The following is a 25,590-nucleotide window of genomic DNA, read 5'->3' as shown; positions in this document are numbered from 1 at the left end:
GGGACAGGGGGGCTTGCCGGGAAGGGAGATTCCTACTATGAAACGTTCTGTAGCGATTTTATCTTCTGCTGTTCTGGTCGTGGCGCTCATGACCGGCTGCGGAAAGGCAGAAGATAATGCGCAGCCGAATCAAAACGCAGCCAGTCAGACAGACGGAAATAAACAAGGAAACGAAGCTGCCGATGCCAACGATCCACTCACACAGTTCCCCAAGCTGACCCTGCCATATACAGGAGATGCGAAGGCTGCTTTTGTCGAGTATCAGGGCGGCACGGTGACAGGCCAGGAGTTCGAAGAGTTCCTGCGCGTCATCAACTTCATGAATCCGCAGCAAGGCACCATGATCGAGGCAGCCGACAACGAAGCGCTGAAAGCTTTTGCGCGCGAGTACACGGCGACCAAAATTTTGGCGAGCCGCTCCGACGATGCCATGAAGAAGGAAGCCAAAGACTTGGCGGATAAAACCTTTGAGAAAATCAAAGGCCAGTACATGGGCTTCTTGGGCAAGGACGAGGCCAAGTTCAACAAGCTGATGGAAGGCCAGGGCGTAACCAAAGAAATGGTGACCAACCAGATGGCGCTCATCAACGAATCCATTACGGTGCTGAAAAAGAACATCAGTGACGATACATTGAAGCAGAAGTATGACCAAATGGACAAAGCGTCCCGCACAATCGCGTCGGTGCGCCACATCCTGATTTCCACCGAGCAGCGCAAGCCTGAAGAAGCGCTGAAGATCGCCAACGACCTCGAAGCTCGTCTGAAAAAGGGCGAGGACTTCGCGAAGCTGGCGAAGGAGTTTACCGATGATCCGGGCAGCAAGGAAACCGGCGGCCTGTACGAAAATGCCGACGTAAGCCAATGGGTGCCTGAGTTCAAGGATGCGGCTCTGACACAAAAAGTCGGGGAAGTGGGTCCTCCGGTAAAAACAAGCTTTGGCTACCACATCATCAAGGTTGAAAACCGCAAGGAAAAAACCTTCGATGAAATGAAGGAAGAGCTCCGTGCAAACGCGCTGGAGGCTGGCTACGATGCTTTTGGCAAAAACGAGCTGGACAAGCTGATCGTGAAGTACAACCTGCCGCAGTCCAAAAACGAGGCAGCGAAAAAGTAAAAACCGTTTGGAGCGAAAACAGGGAATTCATTTCCCTGTTTTTTCGTTTTCTCGCATATTCTTGAAACAAGGGCAAATACTATAATCACTCGCTACCACCCGGGGGAGAGTAACTGAAGCAACTGGTAAAAATTGATGCAAGCACCCATAGTTAAAATTAGAATTTGAGGAAAAAATACAAGTAACCAACCACCATTTATTCACTACCCACTTCTCAGGGAAAGCGAGGCAACATGACATGAAAGCAACTGGTATCGTTCGTCGAATTGACGACCTCGGTCGGGTCGTGATTCCTAAGGAGATTCGTCGTACACTGCGCATTCGTGAAGGCGACCCGCTTGAGATTTTTGTGGATCGTGACGGAGAAGTCATTCTCAAAAAGTATTCACCGATAGGAGAACTGGGTGATTTTGCAAAAGAATACGCTGACTCCTTGTATGAAAGCTTGAATCATACCGTATTGATCTCAGATCGGGATACCGTCATCGCCGTAGCTGGGGCATCGAAAAAAGAGTACCTGGAAAAAGCCATTGGCAGCATTGTGGAAAAATGTTTGGAGGAACGCAAAACCCGACTGGAGAAAAACGCCGGTACTTATGAGATTTGCCGCGATATGAACGAGACATACGGCTCGTTCGTCGTCGCTCCCATCGTGGCCGGGGGTGACCCGATCGGTTCCGTGATTCTCCTGAACAAAAACGAATCGACCAAGATGAGTGATCTGGAGATGAAAATGGCGGAGACCGCAGCCGGTTTTCTGGCGAAGCAAATGGAGCAATAGCAAGCATGCATGAGAACAGCCTCGATTTTGCCGGGGCTGTTTTTTTGCTGCTGACAAGCTTGCCTCGTCTGTTGCGAACGAGCCTTCCCAAATTTTTTCTCGCCGATTTCCTTGTGGTATAATGGACGAAGTTTCAGGTTGGAGAGGAGAAATTTCACGCACATGGCTCAAGAAAAGGCATCTGTTCAATTTGTGAAAGGCGCCGCGATACTCGGGGTTGCCGGTCTTGTCTCCAAGCTGCTTGGCGCAGTATACCGCATTCCATACCAAAACATTGCCGGAGATATCGGCTTGTACGTATATATGCAAGTATACCCGCTATACACCACGTTATTGATTCTGGCGACGGCTGGCTTTCCTATCGCCATCTCCAAAATCGTCTCGGAGCGCATCGCAATCGGCGATGCGCTGGGGGCGCGAAGAGCGTTCCGCGTTGCCAGCTTTTCGCTGGTCGTGCTTGGCTTGTTTTTCTTTTTGCTGTTGTACGGAGGCGCTCCGCTCATTGCCCGGTTCATGGGGGACGAGCATTTGACGACTCCGCTGCGGGCTGTAGCCTGGTCTTTGCCGCTCGTGCCGATGGCAGCGATTTTGCGCGGATATTTTCAGGGGCACCAAAACATGATGCCGACAGGAGTATCGCAAGTCATCGAGCAGTTGGTTCGGGTTATTTTCATCTTGCTCGCGGCTTTCTGGGCGATGAACGTTTACCAGGACGCCTATCTCGCAGGGACCGGAGCGGTATTTGCCGCTTTTCCTGGGGGCGTGGCCGCTATTCTCGTCTTGCTGTGGTATTGGAGAAAAGACAAGCAGGGCGCTCAACTGATCCCCGAGCAAACACAGCGAGCAGGAGTGGGGGCCTGGACCAACCGTCAGGTGCTGCGCAGCCTGTTGATGTACGCTGTTCCGATCTGCATGGGAGCGCTGGTTTTGCCGCTCGTTCCGCTGGTCGACTCCATTACCGTCGTCAACATGCTGCAAGTAAGCGGCACACCGGAAGATTTGGCCAAGCTGTTAAAAGGGGCATTTGACCGCGGCCAGCCGCTCATCCAGTTCGGTACGTTCTTTGCGACGTCGCTGTCTTTGGCGCTTGTGCCTGCGATCAGCGAGGCTGTGGCGCAGAGGCAGCATCACATGATCGCGAACCGTTCCGAAATCGCCATTCGCCTGACCTTTTTGCTGGGACTCCCGGCCTCGTTCGGCCTCGCTTTGCTCGCGGAGCCGATCAACGTCATGCTGTACGGCGACAAAAACGGAACCGAAGCGCTCGCCGTACAATCGTTCACGATTATGTTTGCCACGTTGAGCATCGCCAGCGCAGGCATCCTGCAAGGGCTGGGGCGCGTCATGCGGCCAGCGCGCAACCTGTTTATCGGCGTCATGGTCAAGCTCATTTTAAACCTCGCGCTCGTCCCGCTATGGGGGATTGCCGGTGCGGCCTTGTCTACGGTGTTTGCCTATCTCGTGGCGATGGGGCTGAATGTGCTCGCAGTTAAAAAATATACGGGAGCGCAAATTGGATTGCGCCAAACGGTTCATAAGCCGTTTTTGTCTGTCATTGTCATGTCGGTGGTCGTTCTGCTTGTAGAATGGGGAGCAAGCGCCCTGCTCGGCAAGACAGGAATGTCCGAGCGCTTGTATCAAACGTTGGTCGGGCTGATTTCCGTTGGCGCCGGAGCGGTCGTTTACTTGCTGGCCCTGTTAAAGACAGGCGGCCTGACGCGCAACGATATTCATTTTTTGCCAAAAGGAAAGCGAATTGCAGCGCTGTTGACACGGTTCCAGCTTCTTCCTAAATAAAAGGCATGTCGGAGGCGAAACGATTGGATACGAACAAGAAAACGATTACCGTAGTCGGGCTGGGCGCAGGCGATCTCGACCAGTTGCCATACGGCATTTATCGGACGCTCAAGCAAGCCAACCAGCTTTATTTGCGGACAAAAGAACATCCGGTGGTGGCTCAACTGGCCAGCGAGGGCATCGCGCTGACGTCGTTTGACGAGGTGTACGAGCAGCACGACGGCTTTGCCGAGGTGTACGCCGAGATCGTGCAGCGGCTTTTTGCCAAAGCAGAGGAAGCGGGCAGCATCGTTTACGCTGTTCCGGGACATCCTCTGGTGGCGGAGCGCACCGTTCAGCTTTTGCTTGCCGAAGGGCCGGGGCGCGGGGTGCAGATTGAGATTGGCGGAGGGCAGAGCTTTATTGACCCGCTCTTTGCCCGTCTGCACATCGACCCGATCGAAGGCTTCGCCCTGCTGGACGGAACGGCGCTGGCTGCCCATCAAGTATCGCCGGGCCTGCACACGATTATCGCCCAGGTGTACGACGCTTTTGTCGCCTCTGACGTGAAGCTGACCTTGATGGAAGTGCTGCCGGATGATTATGTGGTGACAGTTGCGACAGCAGTAGGGGTAGCCGGACAAGAGCGCATCGAGAGCGTGCCGCTGTACGAGCTGGATCGAGTCGATCATTTTGGCAACTTGTCTTTGGTGTACGTTCCGCCGACTACGGACGAGACGGTATCGTACCGCCAGTTTTCCTATTTAAAAGAAATCGTCGCGATTTTGCGCAGCCCGGACGGTTGCCCGTGGGATCGCGAGCAGACGCATCAGAGCATTCGCAAAAACTTGATCGAAGAAACGTACGAAGTGCTGGAGACAATCGACGACGAAGACCCGGACGCGATGTGCGAGGAGCTGGGCGATTTGTTGATGCAGATTATGCTGCACTCGCAAATGGCAGCGGAGGAAGGGTATTTTACTGTCGACGATGTGGTTGCGACCTTGAACGAAAAGCTGGTTCGCCGCCATCCGCACGTTTTCGGGGAAAAAAGCGCGAACGACTCGGACGAAGCGCTCGCGAACTGGCAGGAGATCAAAGCCCAGGAAAAAGCGGCAAAAGGCATTGACGTGGCCGCCGTGTCCAAGCTGTCCGGCATTCCGCGCGATCTCCCTGCCCTGATGTACGCCTACAAGCTCCAGAAAAAAGCGGCAGAGGTCGGCTTCGACTGGGACGATATTGCGGACGTCTACAAAAAGGTAGAAGAGGAATACCGCGAGCTGCGGGAAGCTTCCGAAGAAGAACGCGCGGGAGAACTGGGCGATCTGCTCTTCGCTGTCGTCAATCTCGCCCGTTTCCTCAAGCTTGATCCGGAGGAAGCGCTGGCCTTGACGAACAACAAGTTCAAAAAACGCTTTGCCTATATCGAAAGCAAGCTGCAAGAGGCGGGTCGCACGTTTGAGCAGACAGACCTGCAGGAAATGGACAAATGGTGGGAGGAAGCCAAACACCAGACAAAAGGGAGAGGGTAAGGATGAGACTGGATAAATATTTGAAAGTATCCCGCCTGATTAAGCGCCGCACGCTCGCCAAAGAAGTGTGCGACAAAGCCCGGGTAGAAATCAACGACCGTCCGGCCAAAGCGTCCAGCAACGTCAAAATCGGCGACAAGCTGGCGATCCGCTTCGGTCAGAAGATCGTCTCCGTCAAAGTGGAGGACATCAAGGAAAACCCGCGCAAAGAAGAAGCGGCTTCGCTCTACACCGTCATCGGCGAAGTGCCTGTCCCGCGTGACGAGAAGGAAGAAGACGCTTATCTCAAAGGACAATAAAGTGCAAGCGTTGTTGTGCAGACTGCCGTTAGGGGCAGTCTTTTTTTCGACATGATGGCAGGCATAAAAAACCCTAGGACGCTTTTGCCCAAAAGAAGGATATAATGGGAGTACATGAAAGCAAATGAGAAGGGATGTGGTGCAGATGGAACAAAAGACTGTTCAGACGGGATACTTCTTGGCCATTTCACTTTTGCTTTCAGCTTTGTTCTACTTTTTTGCCTCCAACTGGCCTGTGATGGACCGATGGGAGAAAATTGGCGTCAGTGCCGCCGTATTGGCTCTTTTTTATCTGTCTTCGTATGTGGCATCACTTGTATGGAAACGTCATTCGTTTCTCAGCAACTGGCTGCTGGTTGCCGGAGGTCTGGCATTTGGCTTGTGTGTCGCTTTATTGGGGCAAATCTACAATTCTCACGCGGATAGCTACATGCTGTTTGTCGTTTGGCTCATCCCCAATTTGCTTTTCGCCATTTTCACGCGCTACCAGCCGTTTTATGTTATCAGCTACGTTCTTGCGCACCTCGCGCTCGGCTTTTTCCTCGATCCTTCCATCGTGCATGTGAGCCATGAAGAAGAGTGGTGGTACATGATTTATTGGCTGATCGCGCTGGGCAACATCGTGTTGTTTTACTTGACCGCTACACGGAAGCTGCAGTCCCGGCCGATCTACTATTTGTCCTTCCTCGTCTTTTCCGTCAGCCTGTTCTGGTCGGCGTTTGTCGACGTGTACGGAGCGCTGCCGGAAACGCTGTACCTGTTGATGGGGGCACTCCTGTTTTTCGTCTTTCTGAAATGGCGGCCCAATCGCGGCATGCTGATTGTCACGGCTTCCTTGCTGGCGCTGTTTGTACTCGGGAAGTTTTTCTGGTTTATGCTGGAGTATTACTCCGAAGGCTTTTTCCTCATCGCGCTTTTGGCCGCTGCGGGCATCGTCTGGGGAGCGGTCGTCGGCATCAACTGGCTGCGCAAGGAATCCGCCCACCAAACAAGCAAATGGGTGCAGTTTTTTCAAGAGGCTTTTACGGTACTCGTGACGACAGTCGCGGCATCAATCGGAGCGATCTCGTTGACCGGACTGCTCATGCTTATTTTCGAAGATGAATCGGTCGTCTACTTTCTCTTCTTCCTGTCTCTGATCGGATTTGTTGGTCCTGTCCTCTTCATGGAAAAGATGAATTCGACGGTGCGCTACACGTTGCTCACGATGGGCTACATGCTTGGAGTCGCTTCCTCGCTTTATTTGGAACAGTTTTTCTGGATATTGTTCCTCGCCGTTTTGCTTTACGTATGGAAGGCAGTATCAAGCATTCCCGCGCGGCTTTTGACTCAGTTCGCCTTTTTGCTGGTGCTGTTTTTCAAGCTGACGAACTTGCATGTGCCGGAAACGACGGTCTTGCTGATCGTATTTGTGTTTCAAATGGCGATGTACTACGTCAAACGCTTGCCTGCTGTCTTGCAGAACAGCTCTCTCGTCTACGCATTGCTCGCGCTGATTGCGCTGACCAAGATGCATTTTGACGCGTTTGCCACGAATCTGCTGGTCAATATCGGATTTTTCGCCTTCACCACCTACTTGCTGTACCAGACCTTGCGCAAAAAAGGGAAGAGCGCTTTCGGGATCGTCCTCGCCTTCTGGTTTGCCTTCCTGCTGATGAAGTACTACGACCTGCTGTGGAGCTTGCTGCACAAGTCGCTGAGCCTCTTCCTTTTGAGCGTCGTGTTTTTCCTGGTCAGCTACTGGCTGGAACGCCGGATGCAAGGAGAGTGGGCTGCACCGACGCCAGCCGTATTCACGCGCCGGCCGATGATCCTTGTGCCGATTATTTTGCTGCAATTTATATTGGCTGGCTACCAGGTATACAGCAGCGAGTCGATCCTGTCCAAAGGAACGTCTGTCAAGCTGGAGTTGGTTCCGGTTGATCCGCGCTCGCTTTTGCAGGGCGATTACGTCAGGCTCGGCTACACGATCTCGACACTGGCGGACGAAGATTTTTCTTCCGGAGAAAAAATTCGCGTGGTGCTGAGAAAGCAAAGCGATAACGTGTACAACTACGGCGGCTACTACGAAAAAGAAGGAAAATGGAACAAACCGTATGCGGCTGAACCGACAGATGTCATCATCAACGGGAAAACAGTCGGGGCAAGCCAGGTCGAGTACGGGATCGAGAGCTACTTCGTCCCGGAAGGAACCGGCCTGGAGGTAGAGCGAAATGCGAGGTTTGCCACGATTAAAGTCGGGGCCAACGGAGATGCTTTGCTGGAAAGCCTGTCGCCGCAATAAATCGAGAAAAGCAAGAAGCTGCCCGACAGCATTATCGGGCAGCTTCTTTTGCGTGAGCGAGAGGAAAACGAGTGTGTTCCAACTGCGATACGACATGGCGAACGATCAGCAGACCTGCGACCCCAAGCAGGAAAAACAGCAGCGCCATCAAGTAAGACGGCAAAATCGCTCCCAGAGTGATGCCTACGGCTCCCATGATTTTGGCTCCTTGCAGCACAAGCCCGTTTACCGCCATGTAAGAGCTGCGGGCATCGTCGCGGACGATCTGTGCCAGGTAGGTTTGCCGGGTCGGAACGTGAATCAGCTCGCCCAGTGTAGCGATCAACGCAGCCGCCATGATGATGACGAGCGAGTTGCTGTACAAAATCACCGCATAGCCGGATATATACAAAAGCCCGCCAGCGTACATGGACGAAGCTTCTTTTCCATGCTGGATCAGCCGGGTGATGAACAGCGAGAGCAAAACGACGAGGATCGTATTTTCCACTTGAATCAGACTGAACATTTTCACTCCGGTCAGTTCCAATGCGAACCAGTCGAAAAGCCGGATGTGCTGGACAGGGAACTCCTGGGCCAGCCTCACTGCGACGTAATTCGCAGTCTGGAACTCCAGCGAGAAGAGGAACAGTCCTCCGAGCGAAAACAGCAGAAATAACCGATCCGTCAAAACGTGCCTGTAGCTGCGCATCACGTCCAGGATAACTCGTGTACCTGCAAAAGATACCCGGGCGGCACCATCGTTTTGCGGAAAAAACGATTCTTGCATGCGTACCACAATCATGTACAAGGTAAACAGGCTAACCAAAGTCAGGACGAGGAGCAGCTCAAAGCGGTGCGTCGCAAACAGCAGTCCGCCAAGAATCGAGCCGATCGCAATCGACAAATTGCTGGTCCAGTAGTTGATGCTGTACATGAAGGGGCGATTTTCCCTGGTGCTCACATCAATCAGCATCGCATCGGCGGCCGGGCTTATCATCCCGTTGCTCGCGCTTTGCAAAAGCATCATGGCAAACGTGAGCCAGGCCGAATCGAGCCAGGGGGAATTGGCGATGGTCATGACGACGAAAGCGACGCATTGTGCCCCTTGGCCGTAAGCCATCACCTTTTTTCTGCCCCACCGATCAGCCAGATAGCCTCCGTAAAAGCCGAGCAAAATCTGCGCGCAAATGGTCAGGCCGAGCAAAACGCCAGTCAGCGCCTGCCCGAGCCTGGCAGAAAAGTAAATGGCCATGAACGGAAAAATCATCATTCCTACCAGCCGTGTCAGAAAGGAAGTCACAATGCGGATGCGGATATTGGGATGCAGTTGTAAAAAGTTCATAGGCGACCACCTTTCCCTTTCGTTTCTTTCCTAAATTGTAGCTGTCAAAAGGAGAAGAAAAAGGGTAAGATCGGAATAATAATTTCACCTTTTGGGGATGGATGACCATGAAAAGCCATGAACACTTTCTGCAAATGCTGCTCGGTCTTCCCGAGTGGGAGCCAGGGCTTGCGCAGCGGATCGGGATCAAGGAATTGTCCGAGCTGCTTTGCTGCACGCCGCGCAACGTGAAGCTGATTTTGCGCAAATGGGAGAAGGAAGGGCTGCTGAAGTGGCAGCCCGGAGTAGGAAGAGGCCATCATTCGACGCTGACGATTCTTTGCGACGTCGGTCAGTTTTTGAGCGATTCTTTTCAGCAGTTGCTGGCAGAAGGCAGCATCCGGGAAGCGGTGGAGCTTTTGCAGCATAAAAGCTTGCCTGTCAACGTCAAGCTGCGCTTGCAGGAGGTGTGGAACGCTCAGTTCGGTTTTGTGGCTGAAGAGGGCGAGGCCAGGCGCCAGGACGTTTTGCGCATTCCGCGGGAGCGCGCTTTTTCGACCGTTGATCCGGCATTCGTCGCGGTATCGGCCGAGAGCCACTTCATCCAGCAAATTTGCCATACGCTCATCATTTTTGATCCGGCTACCCAAAGCTTTCGGCCGCAGCTCGCCCACGCGTGGGAAAGCGACCGGGAGATGACCTCCTGGACGTTTTATTTGCGAAAAGGCGTCCGTTTTCATCATGGGCGCGTGCTGACCGGAAAAGATGTAGCTTACACGGTGCAGCGACTCATCGACCTCGATTCGCCCTATCGCTGGCAGGTCGAGGATATTGCCAGCATCGAGCATCCCGACGATTATACGATTATCTTTCATTTGCGCGAGCCAAACGGATTTTTTCTGCATTTGGCGGCGTCGATCGCCCTGTCGGTTTTGCCGTACGATGTGCCGTTTTCCGAGCAGGCGATTGTGGGGACGGGACCTTTTCGCATGATGGAATTTACGGAGGACAGACTCGTCCTGGGCGCATTTGACGATTACTACCGGGAGCGGGCTATTCTGGACCGGGTAGAAATATGGCGCGTAACAGCCGCTGAGCAAACCGGGATGCGCTACCAGCTTCCGGAAATGCCGGCATCGTCGTCCGCCACTCGCGAGTGCGGGGACAGCCTGAATATCGAGTTTCAGGAGATCGGCTGCCATTATATGAACTTCAATTTTCGCAAGCCGGGCATTCAGCACGACTTTGCTTTTCGCCAGGCGATCAAGCATTTGCTCGACCCGGTTCAGATGATTGCGGAGCTGAAAAAAGAGCATTACTCCCCGGCAGGCAGCTTTTTGCCGGAAAGAAGCCGGCAAATGACTTTTGCGCCCTCGACGTTGGAAGAAGCGGCTGCGTGGCTGCAAAAAAGCGCCTATCAGGGAGAGGCGGTTGCGCTTTTTTACGGCGAAGGCAAGAAGTGCGAGGAGGAAGCGAAGTGGCTGCAGCAACGTTGTCAGCAGATTGGCATTCGGCTGGAGCTGAGAAGCATGACGAAAGCCGAGTTTTTGTCCGAGCTTCCCGATCGGCACGCCGATATGTGCATGATGGGAGAAGTGCTGCAACGTGATATCGAGCTGGGCTTGATCGAGGTGTACAAAAACAAATGCACGATGGTCCACCGCTTTTTGGACGACGAAAAAAGAGCGAGGATGGATGAACGTCTGTCAGCAGTGCTCAGCCTGGGCAAGCGTGACGAGCGGATGGAAGCGTTGGCCAAAATTGAGGATGAGTTGAAGGACGAGCTGTGGCTTTTGTTCATTTACCACGCCAAACGAATCGATCGCTATCACCCGGCACTGCGAGGAATTACGCTTGATTCCTTTGGCTGGATTGATTTTTCCAAACTGTGGGTAAAGTCGTTCGTTACCAGTCTGTAACCCTTTCTTGCCGAACTTTTCCTATCATAGAAGGAATTGCAGAACACGGTCATCACCATGTGCTGCAGGCCGCTTGCGGTCACATCCATATTTGAAAAACGGCGAGCTGTTCGCCCCCCGAAACGAACCGGGAAAGTTTTTCACAGGAGAAGGAGGCGTTACCGTTGAACAAAAGCGCGAAGAAAGGTATCTCTGTCCTGCTGGCGACTACGGTGCTAACAAGTCCATTTGTGATGGAGCCAAAAGCCGCTCATGCTCTTTCCATTGAGGAGGTTTCGGCAGACGATACAGACGTGGATGAAGAAACCGAATATACGATTGAGTTTGAAATCGCCAAGGAACTGGCGTCGGGAGACCTCATCTACGTCCGTTTCCCTTCCGACTTTACCGTTGACAAAAAGCTGAAAAAATCCGACGTATCGCTGAAGGACGATGGCGACAAGGTCACGATCGACAGCGTATCCGTCAACAAAAACGTGGTGGAAATCGAGGTCGGGGAACGCATCAAAAAAGGCTCCGTAGTCACCGTGACGATCGACAACGTCACCAACCCCGAAGACAAGGGAAGTTATTCGATTGAAGTCAAGACAAGCAGTGAAAGCACGTACAAGAGCAAAAAAGTCACGATCGGAAAGTCGTCATCCAGCAGCAGCAGCAAGGGAGACTTCGAGGCTTCGCACAGCAACAAAAATGCAGAAGAAAGTATTTCTCTGACGCTGGGCAAATTCACGCTGGCGTCAAAAAGCAGCAAGCTGAAAGAGGGCAAGTACATTTACGTTGATTTCCCAACCAAAGACATGCTGCCCAAAAGCATCAGCAAGTCGGATGTGAAAGTGAACGGCTACAAAGCCGAGTACGTCTCGATTCTCGACAGCGATTCGATTCGCATCGAAATTCCGAGCGGCGCGGATGGCGACAACTACATCAAGCTGGAATTCAGCTCATCCGCAGGAATCGTCAACCCGTCCACTCCCGGCAAGTCCTACTACTACACCGTCGAGTATGACAGCAAGGAGTACAAATCCAAGGATGTAGAAATTACGGGTGCAAGCAGCACGCCGTTCTCCGTCTCCTTGTCCGACAATTCGGCAGGAGCGAGATCCAGCTACACGTTTGACATTGACCTGGCTTCCAAGCTGTACAGCAATACAGAAATCCAGGTAGAGTTCCCGAACTGGGAGATGGTGCCGCCTGTAATCACTAACTCTAACGTAACCGTCAACGGCGATCAGGTGACGGGACTTAGCGTGAACGGGAACAAGGTGTTTTTCCGCACGCCCAGCGGCTTTTCCAGCACGAACCGCCTGACGATCAAATTCGCTTACGAAGGCTACCTGACCAATCCGAAGTCGTCGGGAACCTATAACATTACGGCAAAAATTGATAACAAAACGTACAAATCCAAAGATTTTCAAATTACCGGCGTAACCGCACCTGTGCCTGTCGACAATACGCTGGCAACTATCGGCCTGACCCGAGCGACTGCATCGACACCGGCAGGCTTGCAGGTAGGCATCAAAGGAATCGGCGTTCCGATCGTGCGCAACCAGGGCTTCATCGAGATCGTGTTCCCTGTCGGATTCCGCGTGCCGGCTTACGTGCCAGCCAATACGGTAACAGTGAACGGCGTAGCCGCAAACTACGTAGGCGCGCGCGGGCAAAACCTGATTATCGTTCCTTCGACGGACATCCCGGCGCGAGCAGCGGTGCAAGTCAACATCGCGGAAACAGCGGGAATTGTGAACCCGGCCACTCCGGGCGTGTACAGCATCGGCGTCTACACGTCCGAGGAAAAAGGCTTGCTCTTTGCACGTCCGGCCACTGTGGTCGCGCTGAACGGCGTGAGCTTCAAAGCCAATGTCGCTTCGTTTACAAAATCAGGAAAAACGACAGCGCTGGCAGCCGCTCCTTACACAGTCAATGGCCACACGCTCATCCCGACGACGTTCTTCCGCGACGCGCTCGGCTTCTCGGTCAGCTATACGAAAACAACGGCCAAAGTCGTCAGCGGCAACACCGTGATGCAGTTCAAGGTCGGCTCCAACATCATGAACGTCAACGGCCAAAACGTCACCTTGCCGACAGCGGTTCAGTTGAAAAACAACATCCCGGCCTTGCCGCTCAAAGCGATTGCGGATCGCACCGGCTACAAAATCATCTACGTAAACGGAAACTACACGGTGTACAAATAAGCTTGAACAGAAGGAACCCCGCTTCCCCGCGGGGTTTTTTGTTCTAAAAGGACATCCCCCTCCATACGATGGTACAAGAAGGGTACGTAAGGGGGAGTAATCATGAACGAGCACACGAAGCGGCCGCGCCACGAAATCGTGATGATTAATCGACGCAGTTTGGCGATTTCGGGAGTAAAAAACGTCGAAAGCTTTGACAGTGAAGAATTCCTCTTGGAAACGGACGGCGGCTTTTTAACCATACGAGGCCAAAACCTGCATATGAAAAATCTGAGTCTGGAAACCGGAGAAGTAGCGATCGAGGGCCTGGTTCACGAAATGGCCTATCTCGAGCAGGGGCAGGCCGGGGATCGGTCGAGAGGATTCTTCGGCAAGTTGTTCAAGTGAATATCATCCTTCAACTGCAGACGGTTTTGGCCATGTCGACGTGCGGAGCGCTTATGGGGATGGGTTTTGATACGTACCATGTGTTCAAAGGGAAGAGCAGGCTGCCGCTCTGGCTGGTCTTCTTCTTTGATATCCTGTTTTGGGTAGGCAGTATGGGGGCGGTCTTCTGGATTTTAGTGAAGGTAAACGACGGAATTATTCGCTTCCCCATCTTTTTTGGAATGATTTTCGGTGCGTGGCTGTATTTTTTATTAGGCAGTAAGAAGTATATCCTTTTCCTACACCGCATGATAAAATTCTGTCAGTGGTTATACCGAACGGTGCTGCAAATCATTGACACCCTGGTTGTGCGTCCTGTGCTCTTTCTTTACCGAGTGATCCTCATGGTACTGACATTTTTGTACTCCATGTTGCTCATGATCCTCGGCTTTTTGTGGAAAGTGACGCGTTTTGTCACCGCTCCTTTTGCCAGATGGGGTCAACATTTGGGGAAAAAAATGTTCGGAAAAACAACAGGAATCTGGACCAATTGGAAGAATTGGTTTCACTCAAAGAGAAAGCGGGAGTAAACCGAGGTGGCGAGATGATGAAAGAAGCAAAAACCTCTCCAATCAATCGAAAAGGGCAAAGACGGAGAATGCGGCTCTTTTTCTTTTTTATCCTCTGCTTTTTCGTCTGGACTGGCTATACGCTTTATTTGCAAAGCGGAGTGCTGGCCGAGAAGAAAAGCGAGCTGGAAGCTCTCAAGCAGGAAGCGGTTGTCCTGCAGCAAAAGCAAGAGGAGCTGACTTACGAGGCTAGCCGGCTGAACGATCAGGAATACCTGGCGGAACTGGCGCGCAAACGGATTTATTACACGAAGCAGGGCGAGAGCATTTACGTGATTCCGGAATAAGCTCACAGTGTGATCTTCTAGGAGAGGGAGGCTTTCCACGTACATGGGAGTCGAGATCGGGAGCAAACTGGAAGGAAAAGTCACAGGTATCACGAAGTTTGGCGCGTTTGTAGAGCTGCCGGGGAATGTGACCGGACTGGTGCACATCAGCGAGATTGCCGACGTCTATGTCAAAGATATTCATCAGTTTTTGAAAATCGGCGACATCGTAACGGTCAAGGTCCTCAGTGTCAAAGAAGGCAAGATTGGACTGTCGATCAAAAAGGCACAGGAAAAGGAACGGCAGCCTCGTCAGCCGCGGGAGCGAACGGAAGGCTTTGAGGATAAGCTGAACCGCTTCCTCAAAGAAAGCGAAGACCGCCTGTCCTCTCTGAAAAAGAGCGGAGACAAGAAGGGACGCAGTCGGTAGAATATCATCGGAAAATTATGACTTTTATTTTTTTGCCAAAAGCGCATTTTGACAGAAAAAAGAGGAAGGTCATTTGAAAGTAGTGACGAATAAGGTATCGTAAGCCCGTTTCGCAAAGCGCGAATCACCTGTCAGCCGACGTTATCCGCCATAACGTCGGTTTTTTTTGTCCAAACTCGCGGGTTAATTTGTCGCACGATTCTGTGAATACGCGCTGGTTTTTTGACAAATTTTACAATCCCACCTCCGTATAATGGAGAAACACATTGAACAAGAACGGGGTGGAGCTAAAATGATCGCAAACAAGAATGTGTCCCAGGCTGGTCAAGCATGGGCGCGCCAAGTGTCTGACCGAATGGATACTACCGCACGAACATGGGGAGACAAAGTCGCCGACGCCGTACAGAGATGGAATGTGCTTCCACTTTTGATGGGGTTTTTGCTCGGGCGGGCCTTGATCTTGGAAGAGCTGACGCCTTTTGCTATACCGTATTTTATCGTCATGTTCTATCTTCGCAGGGACTGCCTGCTCATCACGGGACTGGCGCTTGTTCTCGGGGCCTTTACCCAATCGGTTCCGATCGGGCTGCAGACGATCCTCAGTATCGTGCTGGCCCTCTTTGCTTGCAAAATGATGGAGCGGCTGCGCAGGAAAGACTTTTCGCGCACGCCACTGCTCGTCGTCATCACAATCTTCGTCAGTCGGCTGCTGTACGCCACGCTGACCAACCAGGTGAACACGTATGAGCTGGTCATGGTCGCTGTCGAAGCTGTACTCGGCTTCGTGCTGACGCTCATCTTCATCCAGTCGCTGTCGATCATTCACTTGGCCAAGCCTTACGAGCCGCTGAAAAATGAGGAAATCGTGTCGCTCGTCATTCTCCTCGCCTCGCTGATGACAGGCACGGTCGACTGGATGGTAGAAGGCATCTCGATGGAACATGTCCTCTCCCGCTATTTGCTGCTCGTCTTCGCCTTCGTCGGGGGCGGGACCGTGGGGGCCGCTGTTGGCGTCGTAACCGGGCTTATCCTCAGTTTGGCAAATGTAAGTGCCCTTCTGCAAATCAATTTGCTGGCGTTTTCCGGTCTTTTGGCAGGATTGCTCAAGGAAGGCGGAAAAGTAGGCGTCTCCGCAGGTCTGCTGATCGGGACGGCCATCCTGGCAATCTACGGCGGTGCGGAAGAGACGCTGTACTACTCCTTGATTGAAACCTCCTTGGCTATTGTTGCCTTCATCCTCACGCCTGCCGTGCTCTGGAAAAAGGTAGCCCGCTTCATTCCAGGCACGCCCGAAAATTTGCAATCCCATCAGGAATACATGCGCAGAGTCCGCGATGTGACGGCGGGCAAAATTCAGCAGTTCTCCGATTTGTTTACCCAGCTCTCCCGCAGCTTTGCGCAAACGGCAGAGCAGGAGGAAATCGAGGAGCAGGCAGATGCGTTCCTCAGCCGCGTCTCGGAGTTCACGTGCCAAAAATGCTGGAAGAAGGAACAATGCTGGGAAAAGGACACGCAAGCCACATATGAAGGCATGCGTTATCTCATGGACAAAGTGTACGAAAACGGCACACTCGCGGGTGTAACCCCGCCGCGCGACTGGGAGCGAAAATGCGTCAAGACGGAAAAGGTGCTGACCGTGATGGAGCAGGAATACGACCGCCAGCAAGCTTTTGACCAGTTGAAAAAGCAAGTGAAGGAAAGCCGCAAGCTGGTGGCCGATCAGCTCTCGGGCGTTTCTCGGGTCATGAGCGACTTTGCCCGCGAAATCCAGCGGGAAGGGATGGAGCTGTCTTTTCAGGAGAAGCAAGTCTCGAAGGCGCTGGAAGGCTTGGGGCTGTCCGTGCGCCGGGTGGAGATTCACAGCCTGGAAGAAGGCAAGGTCGATATCGAAATCAGTCAGCCGACTTGCTACGGGCATGACGAGTGCGGCAAAATCGTCGCGCCGATGCTGACGGAAATTTTGGGCGAGAACATTGTGGTACGCGAGCGGCAATGCGAAGCGCAAAAAGACGGTTCATGCACGATGTGCCTCGCTTCCGCCAAAACATATGAAATCGAAATCGGCGTGGCTGGCGCTGCCAAGGACGGCAAGCTGCTGTCCGGCGACAGCTTCCGCACGATGGATCTCGGCAATGGCAAGATGGCCCTGGCGATCAGTGACGGCATGGGCAATGGCGAGCGGGCCTTTTTGGAGAGCCAGTCCGCCCTCGACATGCTCCAGCAGTTGCTGCGCTCCGGTATGGACGAAAAAATTTCGATCAAGACGGTCAATTCCATTCTGGCGCTGCGCTCCACAGACGAAATGTTCGCGACGGTTGATTTGGCGCTGATCGATTTGCAGACAGCCCACACCCGTTTTATCAAAATCGGCTCCACGCCGAGCTTCGTCAAACGCAAAAGCGATGTCATCACGATTACAGCCAACAACCTGCCCGTCGGCATTCTCGAAGAAATCGAGGTCGACGTCGTGTCGAGAATGCTCAAGCCGGGCGATCTGCTGGTCATGATGTCCGACGGCATCTACGAGGCGCCGCGGCATATCGAAAACAGGCAAGCGTGGATGAAGCGGATCATCGGCGAGCTGGAGACAGACGACCCGCAGGAAGTCGCCGATCTGCTCCTGGAAAAAGTCATTCGCCAGCACTCCGGCAAAATTGTCGACGACATGACCGTCCTCGTGGCGCGGATTGACCGCTTTGTGCCGCAATGGTCCGCCATCCAGGTACACGGGATGGAGAAGCTGGAGCGGCCGCGGATTGTAAGCTAGGGGTATGTTTTCCCATCAGAGCGTCGATACTGTTGCTAAAACAGGCTGAATGGGGAGATTATTTGTGAAAGAAGCGACACTTCGTCAAATTCTGGTAGTAACGGACGGCTGCTCCAATTCGGGGATGAGCCCGGTTGCAGCCGCTGCTCTTGCCCGCGAGCAAGGGATTACGGTAAACGTCATTGGCGTCATTGACAAAAGCGAACTGGGCGAAAAAGGGGAGCGTGAAATCCGCGAAATCGCCGAAGCGGGAGGCGGGCTGTGCGACATCGTCTATCCGCAGCAGCTTGCGCAGACGGTGCAGATGCTGACGCGCAAGGCGATGACGCGAACCATCCATCAAGTGGTCAATAAAGAATTGAAGGAGATTTTGGGCGATTCCGGAATAGAGGAGCTGGCTCCCGACAAGCGCGTGCAGGTGGCAGGCATGGTGGACGAGCTGGGGGAAAAAAGTAGCCTGAACGTCGTGATGTTGGTCGATACATCGGGCAGCATGAAGCCAAAGCTGTCGGCGGTTCAGCAAGCCATTCACGATTTTAGCATCAGCTTGCACTCCCGAAGCGGGAAAAGCAGAATGGCTGTAGGTTCATTTCCTGGGAAACAAAAGTATTTGGATATACGCATCCCGTGGACAGACAAGGTGGAGCAGGCGCATCAGTTGACCAGCGATTTGGCCATGAGCGGAATTACCCCGACTGGGCCTGCGATTGTCGAGGCGATTGCCTTGTTTGAGCAGGATAAACTCCCAAGCTCGCTGCAGGAGCGCTATCGCGACGAAGAAGAAAATGACGACATGAACGGAAGTTTGCGCGACCATGTCTTCTAAGGCAGCGACTCCCGATCTGCCCACACATTTTCAGGGCAAATGGAACCGGAGGTCGTACCACGTTCTGCGGGAGTTGGGGCGTGGTGCGAACGGCACCGTCTACCTCGTTTCCCAGGACGGCGTGCGTCGCGCTGTCAAGGTAGGCGTGGAAGGCATGGATATTTTAATGGAAGTGAACGTGCTGAAAAGCATACAACAGGGGCGGGATTCCAAAGTGGGACCGCTCCTGTGTGATGTGGACGACCTCGTCGTGAACGGCAAGCCGTGTACGTTTTACGCCATGGAGTACCTGGAAGGCGAGCAGTTGGACCGATACATCAAAAAAGAAGGGGCGGAATGGGTGCCCGTCATGATCGTCCAGCTTTTGGCGAGGCTGGACGTCTTGCACAAGCACGGCTACATTTTCGGTGACCTCAAGCCGGAGAACATCATGGTGAGCCAGAAGGACAAAACGGTGCGGCTGATTGATTTTGGCGGCGTGACGAAGCATGGAAATGCCGTCCGCCAGTTTACGGAGGAGTACGATCGGGCTTTTTGGCACGCAGGGGACAGGCGGGCCGAAACGGGCTATGATCTGTTTTCCGCAGCCGTCATGATGGTGCGTCTGACTGTTGGAAACGAGACGTGGAAAAGCAGCCTCAGTGAACCGCGTCACACGGGATTGCTCTGTGATATAATACGGAAAAGTGACAGCCTTTACCCTTATCGAGTGCCTTTGTTGAAGGCTTTTCACGGGAAGTTTGCCACAGCCCAGGAAATGAGATCCGAGCTGTTGGCGGTGCTTCGGGAGCGAACGGTCGCGAAGCCGCAAAAGAAGGCTCCGGCTGCCGCCGGGAAAGCGGGGAAAGTAGGCGGAGGCATTAGCGGTTTGTTCGTCGCCTCGCTCTTGCTGTTGGCTGGCACTTTGTATTATGCATGGTTCATGTGAAGGATGTGACGGTTTGTGTCCTCGGATTTGGTGATGGATACTTGCTTGTTGGCAGGATCAATTATATTGAAAAATGGTGGTGAAACATACCGGACGGAAGAGACGATGACATTGATCGCGGAGGCGGCGGGCATGGATGACGTCAACAGCTCCGCTACGCCAACGAGCATCATTTTGTCTTTCCGGTGCAGCGGGCTCGATCATACCCGTATGGTGCGGACCCCTAAGCGGACTACCAATTTGAATAAAATTACACTCGTAAACGATGTGTCCCGCAGGTTCGTCGGCGGAAAAATCAATTTGGAGCAAGCGTATCGACTGCTGCGCCAAATCGACCAGGAAAAGCCGATTTATCCGAAATGGATGCAGCATATCGCAGCCGCTATCGCCAGCGGCTCCTTCGCCATGCTGGCGGGCGGTACATGGTTTGACCTCATCCCGTCCGCATTGGCGGGGCTGATCGTCAATCTCAGCCTTGAATATTTGGAACAGTTTGTTCGAATGAAGTTTTTTACGGAATTTTCGGCTGCCTTGCTGGGCGGGCTGTTCGCCTTGCTGGCCGTAACCGTCTTTCCACAGTTGCACATTAGCATCATTATTATCGGTGCCATGCTTCCGTTGTTCCCAGGGATCGCGATCACCAACTCGCTGCGGGATTTGCTGGCGGGTGATCTGGTTGCAGGTGTGTCACGGGGAGTCGAGGCCATGTTGACGGCCGTCTCCGTAGCGGTAGCCACAGCGATTATTCTCTGGGTGGGGTGAGAAGTATGTTTTTTCAAGGTTTGGCGCTGAGCTTCGTCTCGTCAATGGCGTGGTGTGTGCTGTTTAACGTCCCGGTCCGCACGATTTTGGCCGGCGGATTGGCAGGTATGGTCGGTTTTTGCGTGTTCTCGCTGTTGCCGGTCTTGGGCGCGGAAGTGTTGCTTTCGACATTTGCTTCCGCGGCGATCGTCTCGTTGCTGAGTCAATTTTTATCCATCTTGCTTCGCGTTCCTTCGACCAACTTTAGCGTTGCGGGCATCATCCCGCTCGTTCCGGGGTCTTTGGCTTACAAGTCGATGCTCGCTTTCGTGAACAACAACTACGTGGAAGGCATTACCCTGGCGACCAAGACGATGATGGTGGCCGGAGCTATCGCATCTGGACTTATTTTTGGTATTTCCGTCGTGACGATCTGGAAAGGAGCCCGCTATGCTGGCAAGCGTACACAACGAGATTGAGGCTTCCGGGCTTTTGCTTCCCGGGGAAACGATTGTGGTAGGGGTTTCCGGCGGCAATGATTCTACAGCTCTTTTGCATATATTGGCTTCTCTCAATAAACAATATCAATACGGCTGGAAGCTGCATGCCGTACACCTGAATCACGGCTTTCGCGGAGAGGAGGCCAGGCTGGACGCACAGTACGCAGAGGCGTTGTGCAGCGAGCTTGGCGCAGTTTTTCACCTGTTTGCGTACGATGTCCCCTCCTATATGAAAAAGACGGGAAAAGGGAGCCAGGAGGCGAGCCGCGAGCTTCGCTACCGCTTTTATCGCGAGGTAGGCAGCGCGCACGGGGCGAGCAAGCTGGCATTGGCGCATCATGCAGACGACCAGGTCGAGACGATTTTGTTTCGCCTCGTTCGCGGCAGCAGGCTGCAGGGACTTACAGGCATGCCGCAGCGTCGCATGCTGGAGGACAGCGAGATGGAACTGGTGCGTCCTCTGTTGCATAAAACGCGTCAGGAACTGGAAGCCTATTGCCAGGAAAATCGTCTTGTCCCGCGTGAGGACAGCAGCAACCGATCGCGCAAGTACAAGCGCAATTTGCTGCGTCTTGACGTGATGCCCTTGCTTGCCGAGGTGAACGAGAGGTACCGCGAGCATATTCTCGATCTCGCCAGGGCGATTTCGCAGGATGAAGCTTTTTTGACACGGCTGGCCCGCGAACGTCTGGATGAGGCCACGATCGAAAAGAAACAGGAAGCATTTATGATTGACAAAGACAAGTTTCAAACTTGTGACGTTGCTTTACAAAGGAGAATGATTACTCTAATATTAAGTTATCTCTCAAAACATACCGAATGGTCTTCGCAGCATGTGGAGACCGTTTTGCACATGCTAGGGGGGAGTCGCCCTTCTGCGGAACTGCATTTGCCCGACAACATGGCGGTAAGCCGGATGTACGGACGAGTACTTTTTAGTCGTAGGAAGCGGCAAGACTGCATACATACCTATAGTTACGAACTCGCAGTTCCAGGGGTGACCCGGATCGACGAGAGCAATGCCACGGTACATATTTCTTACCTTGAAGGTCCCATGGATTGGGGGCGACTCCCGGGCAATGAAGCGGTGTTTGACGCCGATCAGCTTCCAGGAGCGCTGTATTTGCGTAACCGGAAACCAGGAGACCGTCTCACCCTGTTTGGCTCGGCAGATGGAAAGAAGCTGAAAGATCTACTCATTGATGCCAAAATTCCGCGAGCATGGCGGGACAAACTTCCGCTCTTGACGGCGGGCGATGAGGTAATTTGGGTACCAGGCGTGCGCCGTTCCGCCGTGGCGCCGGTAAATGGACAGACCAGGCGCTTTCTACACGTGCGGGTAGAGTTTGGAGAAGATTGGCGGGAGGTTTTTTCATGAATCAAGACATCGAGAAGATTTTGCTATCAGAAGAAGATATTGCAGGAAAGGTAAAGGAATTGGGCAAGACACTGGCTGCCGAATACAAGGACAAAAATCCGTTGGTGATTTGCGTTCTGAAAGGCGCGGTTGTTTTCATGGCTGACCTGATCCGCCACATGGATATTCCGTGCGAAATGGATTTCATGGCGGTTTCCAGCTACGGAAGCGGAACCGAGTCCTCCGGCATGGTGAAAATTCTGAAGGACCTTGATACCTCCGTGCAAAACAGACATGTGCTGGTAGTAGAAGACATCATGGATAGCGGATTGACACTGAGCCGATTGGTAGAGCTGTTGCGCCATCGGGAAGCTGCCTCTGTGAAAGTCGTGACACTCCTCAACAAACCGGAGCGTCGCAAGGTGGATATTTCGCCAGACTACAGCGGTTACGATATTCCGGACGAGTTTGTCGTCGGATACGGTCTGGACTACGCCGAGCGGTATCGTAATTTGCCGTACATCGGGGTATTGAAGCCTGAAGTCTACACCAAGTAGCTTTGTTGTGGAGACTCGGCAAAATATGATAAAATGTGAAAAGTGTCTGTTCGTGAGAGGAGGTAAGGAATGAATCGCTTTTTTCGTAATACCGGGTTCTACCTACTGATTTTTCTTGTCACGGTCGGGATCGTGAATTTCATCCTCTCCGGTACTGATAAGGTTGGGAAACTTACATATCAGGATTTCCGGGTACAGCTTAAAGCTGACAATGTTACAGAGCTATCCATGCGCCCTGAAAATGGTACATACAGGGTAGAGGGTACACTAGCTAAAGCTATTCCGGGACAGGAAAGCAACAAATTTTTTACCAACGTTCCTTTGTACGACTCTGATGTTGTAAAGCTGGTCGAGACGAAAATTGATGAACAAAAACTGAAAAAGGTAGAGTTCAATCCAGCGGAGGGCAACAGCATTTGGCTCACGTTCCTGACCTCGATCATTCCTTTTGTCATCATTTTCATCCTGTTTTTCTTCCTTCTGAACAATGCCCAGGGTGGCGGCAGCCGAGTGATGAACTTCGGAAAAAGCCGCGCGAAGCTGTACAACGAAGAGAAGAAGCGCGTTACGTTTGACGATGTAGCGGGTGCAGATGAAGAAAAAGCGGAGCTGGAGGAAGTCGTTGAGTTCCTGAAAGACCCGCGCAAATTTAACGCCGTTGGTGCCCGTATTCCAAAAGGGGTCCTGCTCGTAGGTCCTCCAGGTACTGGTAAAACCTTGCTCGCCCGCGCTGTTGCTGGTGAGGCAGGCGTTCCGTTCTTCAGCATTTCCGGTTCTGACTTCGTGGAAATGTTCGTCGGGGTGGGTGCATCCCGCGTGCGTGACCTGTTTGAAAACGCGAAGAAAAATGCTCCGTGCATTATCTTCATCGACGAGATCGACGCCGTAGGTCGCCAGCGTGGAGCTGGTCTCGGCGGTGGTCATGACGAGCGCGAGCAAACCCTCAACCAGTTGCTCGTAGAGATGGACGGTTTCGGCGGCAACGAAGGCATCATCATGGTGGCTGCGACCAACCGACCTGACATTCTCGACCCGGCGCTTCTGCGTCCAGGACGTTTTGACCGTCAAATCACAGTGGATCGTCCCGACATCAAAGGCCGTGAAGCGGTGCTCAAGGTTCATGCCCGCAACAAGCCGCTTGGCGACGACGTGAAGCTGGATGTGATTGCCCGTGGTACTTCGGGCTTCACAGGTGCTGATTTGGAGAACTTGCTGAACGAAGCTGCTCTCCTTACTGCCCGCAAAAACAAAAAGCAAATCAGCATGAAGGAAGTGGACGAAGCGATCGACCGCGTCATTGCTGGTCCGGCGAAAAAGTCTCGCGTTGTCAGCGAGGACGAAAGACGCCTGGTTGCTTTCCACGAAGCCGGTCACACCATTATCGGCTATCACCTGAGAAATGCAGAAATGGTACATAAGGTAACGATCATTCCGCGCGGCCAGGCTGGCGGATACACCGTGATGCTGCCAAAAGAAGACCGTTTCTTTGCTACCAAAACAGATTTGCTCGACAAAATCGTCGGCCTCTTGGGTGGACGAGTGGCTGAGGAGCTGGTGCTCGGGGATATCAGTACCGGGGCACACAATGACTTCCAGCGCGCGACCGCGATTGCCCGCAGCATGATTACCGAATACGGGATGAGCAGACTCGGTCCGATGCAGTTCGGCAAGAGCCAGGGACAGGTATTCCTGGGCCGCGATTACGGCAACGAGCGCAACTACTCCGACAAGATCGCCTATGAGATTGATCTGGAAATGCAAAACATCATCAACGAATGCTACGCCAAGTGTAAAGAGTTGCTGACCAAGCACCGCGATCAGCTCGATCTGATTGCGAACACTCTGCTGCGCGTAGAAACACTTGATGCAGATCAGATCAAACAACTGATCGAGACGGGCAGAATGGACAACGATCCAGACAATCCGGATAACGGCGATGTGGTCGTCAACATTCAACCGAAGCAAGACGAAACAAACGAAGAACCGAAACAATAAGGGGCGCCTCAGGTGCCTCTTTTCTTCATAAAAGGACAAGAGGTTTGCTTTTGCAAAATCATAATCAACCGAATTGATCTGGAGGAGGAGAAATGATGCTGCTTACACCGGGAATGGCTGCATTTGATATGGACGGTACGTTGTTGAACGAGGCATCACAAATGACAGAAGGGACGAGAGCGGCACTGTTCAAGCTGCAAGAAAAGGGCTGCAAGCTGGTGCTGTCGACAGGCAGAATGTTCGGCTCCGCCCAAGTCCCGATTGACTCGTTTCCATTTGACGGATACGTATGCAGCAACGGGGCAGCGATTTATGAAAAAGACGGCACGCTGGTTCGCCGCTTTTACTTGTCCAAGGAAATGGTGATTGATGCGATCCATGCGCTGCGACAAGAGCCGATTTACTACGAACTGCATGATACGAACAGCAACCGCTGGATGGTGCAGGAGGATCGTGAGCGTCTGGAGGCGATCATCGAGCAGGATGCATCGGTGGAGGGAGTCTCCATGCGGCAGTTTGCGTTTTACAGGCTCGCCCGCGTCGCGCCGCTTGCGGAAATGCTGCAAAAAATCGAAAGCGGAGAAGCGGAAATCGTCAAGTTTTTCGTCTGGGACAACAATCCGGAACGGCTGAAGCGGGTTGCTGAGCAGTTCAACCCGTGGCAGGAGCAGGTGACGATCACTTCGTCCGGCAAGCAAAATATCGAGGTCATTCCCCACGGCGTTTCCAAATGGGAAGGACTGCTGTATTTTTGCAAGACGTGGGGAATAGCGCCCGAACAGGTGATGGCGTTCGGCGATGCGGAGAACGATCGCGAGGCGTTGACCGGGGCTGGCTATTCGGTGGCGATGGAAAACGCAACGCCTGCGATCAAGGAGATTGCCAAATATATCGCGCCGCATCATAACGACGATGGCGTAGCCCGATTTATTTTGGAACGCGTGATTGGCGAGCCGACGATATAGCCGACAAAGTGGAATCATAGCTGCAAAAGTCTTTAAAAGCGGTAGCAAAACTCTCTCTGCCGAGAA

General features: G+C 53.0%; 22 protein-coding genes. 21 read left to right on the top strand and 1 reads right to left on the bottom strand.

Translation table 11 applies throughout. The annotated features are described in order from the left end of the window. The first annotated feature begins 37 nt into the window (after window positions 1–37). The 6 genes from AC27IT_RS18305 (at window position 38) to AC27IT_RS18280 (ending at window position 7,786) form a co-directional block, all read left to right on the top strand. On the top strand, window positions 38–1,114 hold the full coding sequence (locus tag AC27IT_RS18305) for a peptidylprolyl isomerase (protein WP_005828647.1): 1,077 nt from the start codon (window positions 38–40) through the stop codon (window positions 1,112–1,114). Between the two features lie 238 nt (window positions 1,115–1,352). Then, window positions 1,353–1,895, top strand: coding sequence for a stage V sporulation protein T (spoVT, locus tag AC27IT_RS18300; protein WP_005828646.1), 543 nt, complete (start codon window positions 1,353–1,355; stop codon window positions 1,893–1,895). Between the two features lie 162 nt (window positions 1,896–2,057). After that, window positions 2,058–3,692 (top strand): putative polysaccharide biosynthesis protein, encoded by a 1,635-nt coding sequence (locus AC27IT_RS18295; RefSeq protein WP_007776380.1) that lies wholly within the window; start codon window positions 2,058–2,060, stop codon window positions 3,690–3,692. A 23-nt stretch (window positions 3,693–3,715) separates the two neighbouring features. Further along, window positions 3,716–5,203 carry a bifunctional methyltransferase/pyrophosphohydrolase YabN gene (gene yabN, locus AC27IT_RS18290; RefSeq protein ID WP_327944275.1) on the top strand — a complete coding sequence of 496 codons (1,488 nt, stop codon included), beginning with the start codon at window positions 3,716–3,718 and terminating at the stop codon, window positions 5,201–5,203. A gap of 2 nt (window positions 5,204–5,205) precedes the next feature. Continuing rightward, window positions 5,206–5,502: an RNA-binding S4 domain-containing protein gene (locus AC27IT_RS18285; protein ID WP_005828643.1), complete on the top strand. Its 297-nt coding sequence runs from the start codon at window positions 5,206–5,208 to the stop codon at window positions 5,500–5,502. A gap of 145 nt (window positions 5,503–5,647) precedes the next feature. Next, window positions 5,648–7,786 (top strand): GDYXXLXY domain-containing protein, encoded by a 2,139-nt coding sequence (locus AC27IT_RS18280; RefSeq protein ID WP_487092023.1) that lies wholly within the window; start codon window positions 5,648–5,650, stop codon window positions 7,784–7,786. A gap of 31 nt (window positions 7,787–7,817) precedes the next feature. On the opposite strand, the gene AC27IT_RS18275 is transcribed toward AC27IT_RS18280, so the two are convergent. Next, window positions 7,818–9,107, bottom strand: coding sequence for an MFS transporter (locus AC27IT_RS18275; protein ID WP_197186429.1), 1,290 nt, complete (start codon window positions 9,105–9,107; stop codon window positions 7,818–7,820). 107 nt (window positions 9,108–9,214) lie between these two features. On the opposite strand from AC27IT_RS18275, the gene AC27IT_RS18270 reads away from it, so the two are divergent. The 15 genes from AC27IT_RS18270 to AC27IT_RS18200 all read left to right on the top strand — a co-directional run bounded on the left by AC27IT_RS18270 (window position 9,215) and on the right by AC27IT_RS18200 (window position 25,524). Next, a complete protein-coding gene (locus tag AC27IT_RS18270; protein ID WP_005828638.1) occupies window positions 9,215–11,005 on the top strand; it encodes an SgrR family transcriptional regulator in 1,791 nt (596 codons plus the stop codon). Between the two features lie 164 nt (window positions 11,006–11,169). Then, window positions 11,170–13,197, top strand: coding sequence for a copper amine oxidase N-terminal domain-containing protein (locus AC27IT_RS18265; RefSeq protein WP_221842997.1), 2,028 nt, complete (start codon window positions 11,170–11,172; stop codon window positions 13,195–13,197). Window positions 13,198–13,299: 102 nt separating this feature from the next. Continuing rightward, window positions 13,300–13,584, top strand: a complete 285-nt coding sequence (gene yabP / locus AC27IT_RS18260; protein ID WP_005828636.1) for a sporulation protein YabP — start codon at window positions 13,300–13,302, stop codon at window positions 13,582–13,584. Next, complete coding sequence (yabQ, locus tag AC27IT_RS18255; RefSeq protein ID WP_005828634.1) at window positions 13,581–14,153, top strand: spore cortex biosynthesis protein YabQ; 573 nt, start codon at window positions 13,581–13,583, stop codon at window positions 14,151–14,153. The genes yabP and yabQ overlap by 4 nt, the downstream gene beginning before the upstream one ends. Before the next feature lie 17 nt (window positions 14,154–14,170). Continuing rightward, window positions 14,171–14,479, top strand: coding sequence for an FtsB family cell division protein (locus tag AC27IT_RS18250; protein WP_005828633.1), 309 nt, complete (start codon window positions 14,171–14,173; stop codon window positions 14,477–14,479). A 43-nt stretch (window positions 14,480–14,522) separates the two neighbouring features. Continuing rightward, on the top strand, window positions 14,523–14,888 hold the full coding sequence (locus AC27IT_RS18245) for a S1 RNA-binding domain-containing protein (RefSeq protein WP_025848772.1): 366 nt from the start codon (window positions 14,523–14,525) through the stop codon (window positions 14,886–14,888). Window positions 14,889–15,180: 292 nt separating this feature from the next. Next, window positions 15,181–17,655, top strand: coding sequence for a stage II sporulation protein E (gene spoIIE, locus AC27IT_RS18240; RefSeq protein WP_005828630.1), 2,475 nt, complete (start codon window positions 15,181–15,183; stop codon window positions 17,653–17,655). A 64-nt stretch (window positions 17,656–17,719) separates the two neighbouring features. Continuing rightward, entirely contained in the window at window positions 17,720–18,481 is a 762-nt protein-coding gene (locus tag AC27IT_RS18235) for a vWA domain-containing protein (RefSeq protein ID WP_005828628.1), read from the top strand. Beyond that, window positions 18,471–19,409: a serine/threonine protein kinase gene (locus AC27IT_RS18230; RefSeq protein WP_026556965.1), complete on the top strand. Its 939-nt coding sequence runs from the start codon at window positions 18,471–18,473 to the stop codon at window positions 19,407–19,409. Before AC27IT_RS18235 ends, AC27IT_RS18230 begins: the two co-directional genes overlap by 11 nt. A gap of 15 nt (window positions 19,410–19,424) precedes the next feature. Continuing rightward, entirely contained in the window at window positions 19,425–20,171 is a 747-nt protein-coding gene (locus AC27IT_RS18225; RefSeq protein ID WP_005828626.1) for a threonine/serine exporter family protein, read from the top strand. Window positions 20,172–20,176: 5 nt separating this feature from the next. Further along, window positions 20,177–20,629, top strand: a complete 453-nt coding sequence (locus AC27IT_RS18220; RefSeq protein WP_025848765.1) for a threonine/serine exporter family protein — start codon at window positions 20,177–20,179, stop codon at window positions 20,627–20,629. Continuing rightward, window positions 20,601–22,028, top strand: coding sequence for a tRNA lysidine(34) synthetase TilS (gene tilS / locus AC27IT_RS18215; protein ID WP_005828623.1), 1,428 nt, complete (start codon window positions 20,601–20,603; stop codon window positions 22,026–22,028). Before AC27IT_RS18220 ends, tilS begins: the two co-directional genes overlap by 29 nt. Then, the gene (hpt, locus tag AC27IT_RS18210) at window positions 22,025–22,564 is read left to right on the top strand and encodes a hypoxanthine phosphoribosyltransferase (RefSeq protein WP_005828622.1); all 540 of its coding nucleotides are present in this window, start codon (window positions 22,025–22,027) and stop codon (window positions 22,562–22,564) included. The genes tilS and hpt overlap by 4 nt, the downstream gene beginning before the upstream one ends. A 69-nt stretch (window positions 22,565–22,633) precedes the next feature. Next, a complete protein-coding gene (gene ftsH / locus AC27IT_RS18205; RefSeq protein ID WP_005828620.1) occupies window positions 22,634–24,559 on the top strand; it encodes an ATP-dependent zinc metalloprotease FtsH in 1,926 nt (641 codons plus the stop codon). A 95-nt stretch (window positions 24,560–24,654) separates the two neighbouring features. Then, window positions 24,655–25,524, top strand: a complete 870-nt coding sequence (locus tag AC27IT_RS18200; RefSeq protein WP_025848760.1) for a Cof-type HAD-IIB family hydrolase — start codon at window positions 24,655–24,657, stop codon at window positions 25,522–25,524. Window positions 25,525–25,590 lie beyond the last annotated feature (66 nt).

Source organism: Brevibacillus sp. YAE8, from assembly GCF_057543335.1.
The sequence above is the reverse complement of the archived record's forward strand: the minus strand, read 5'-3'. Positions and strand labels throughout refer to the sequence as shown.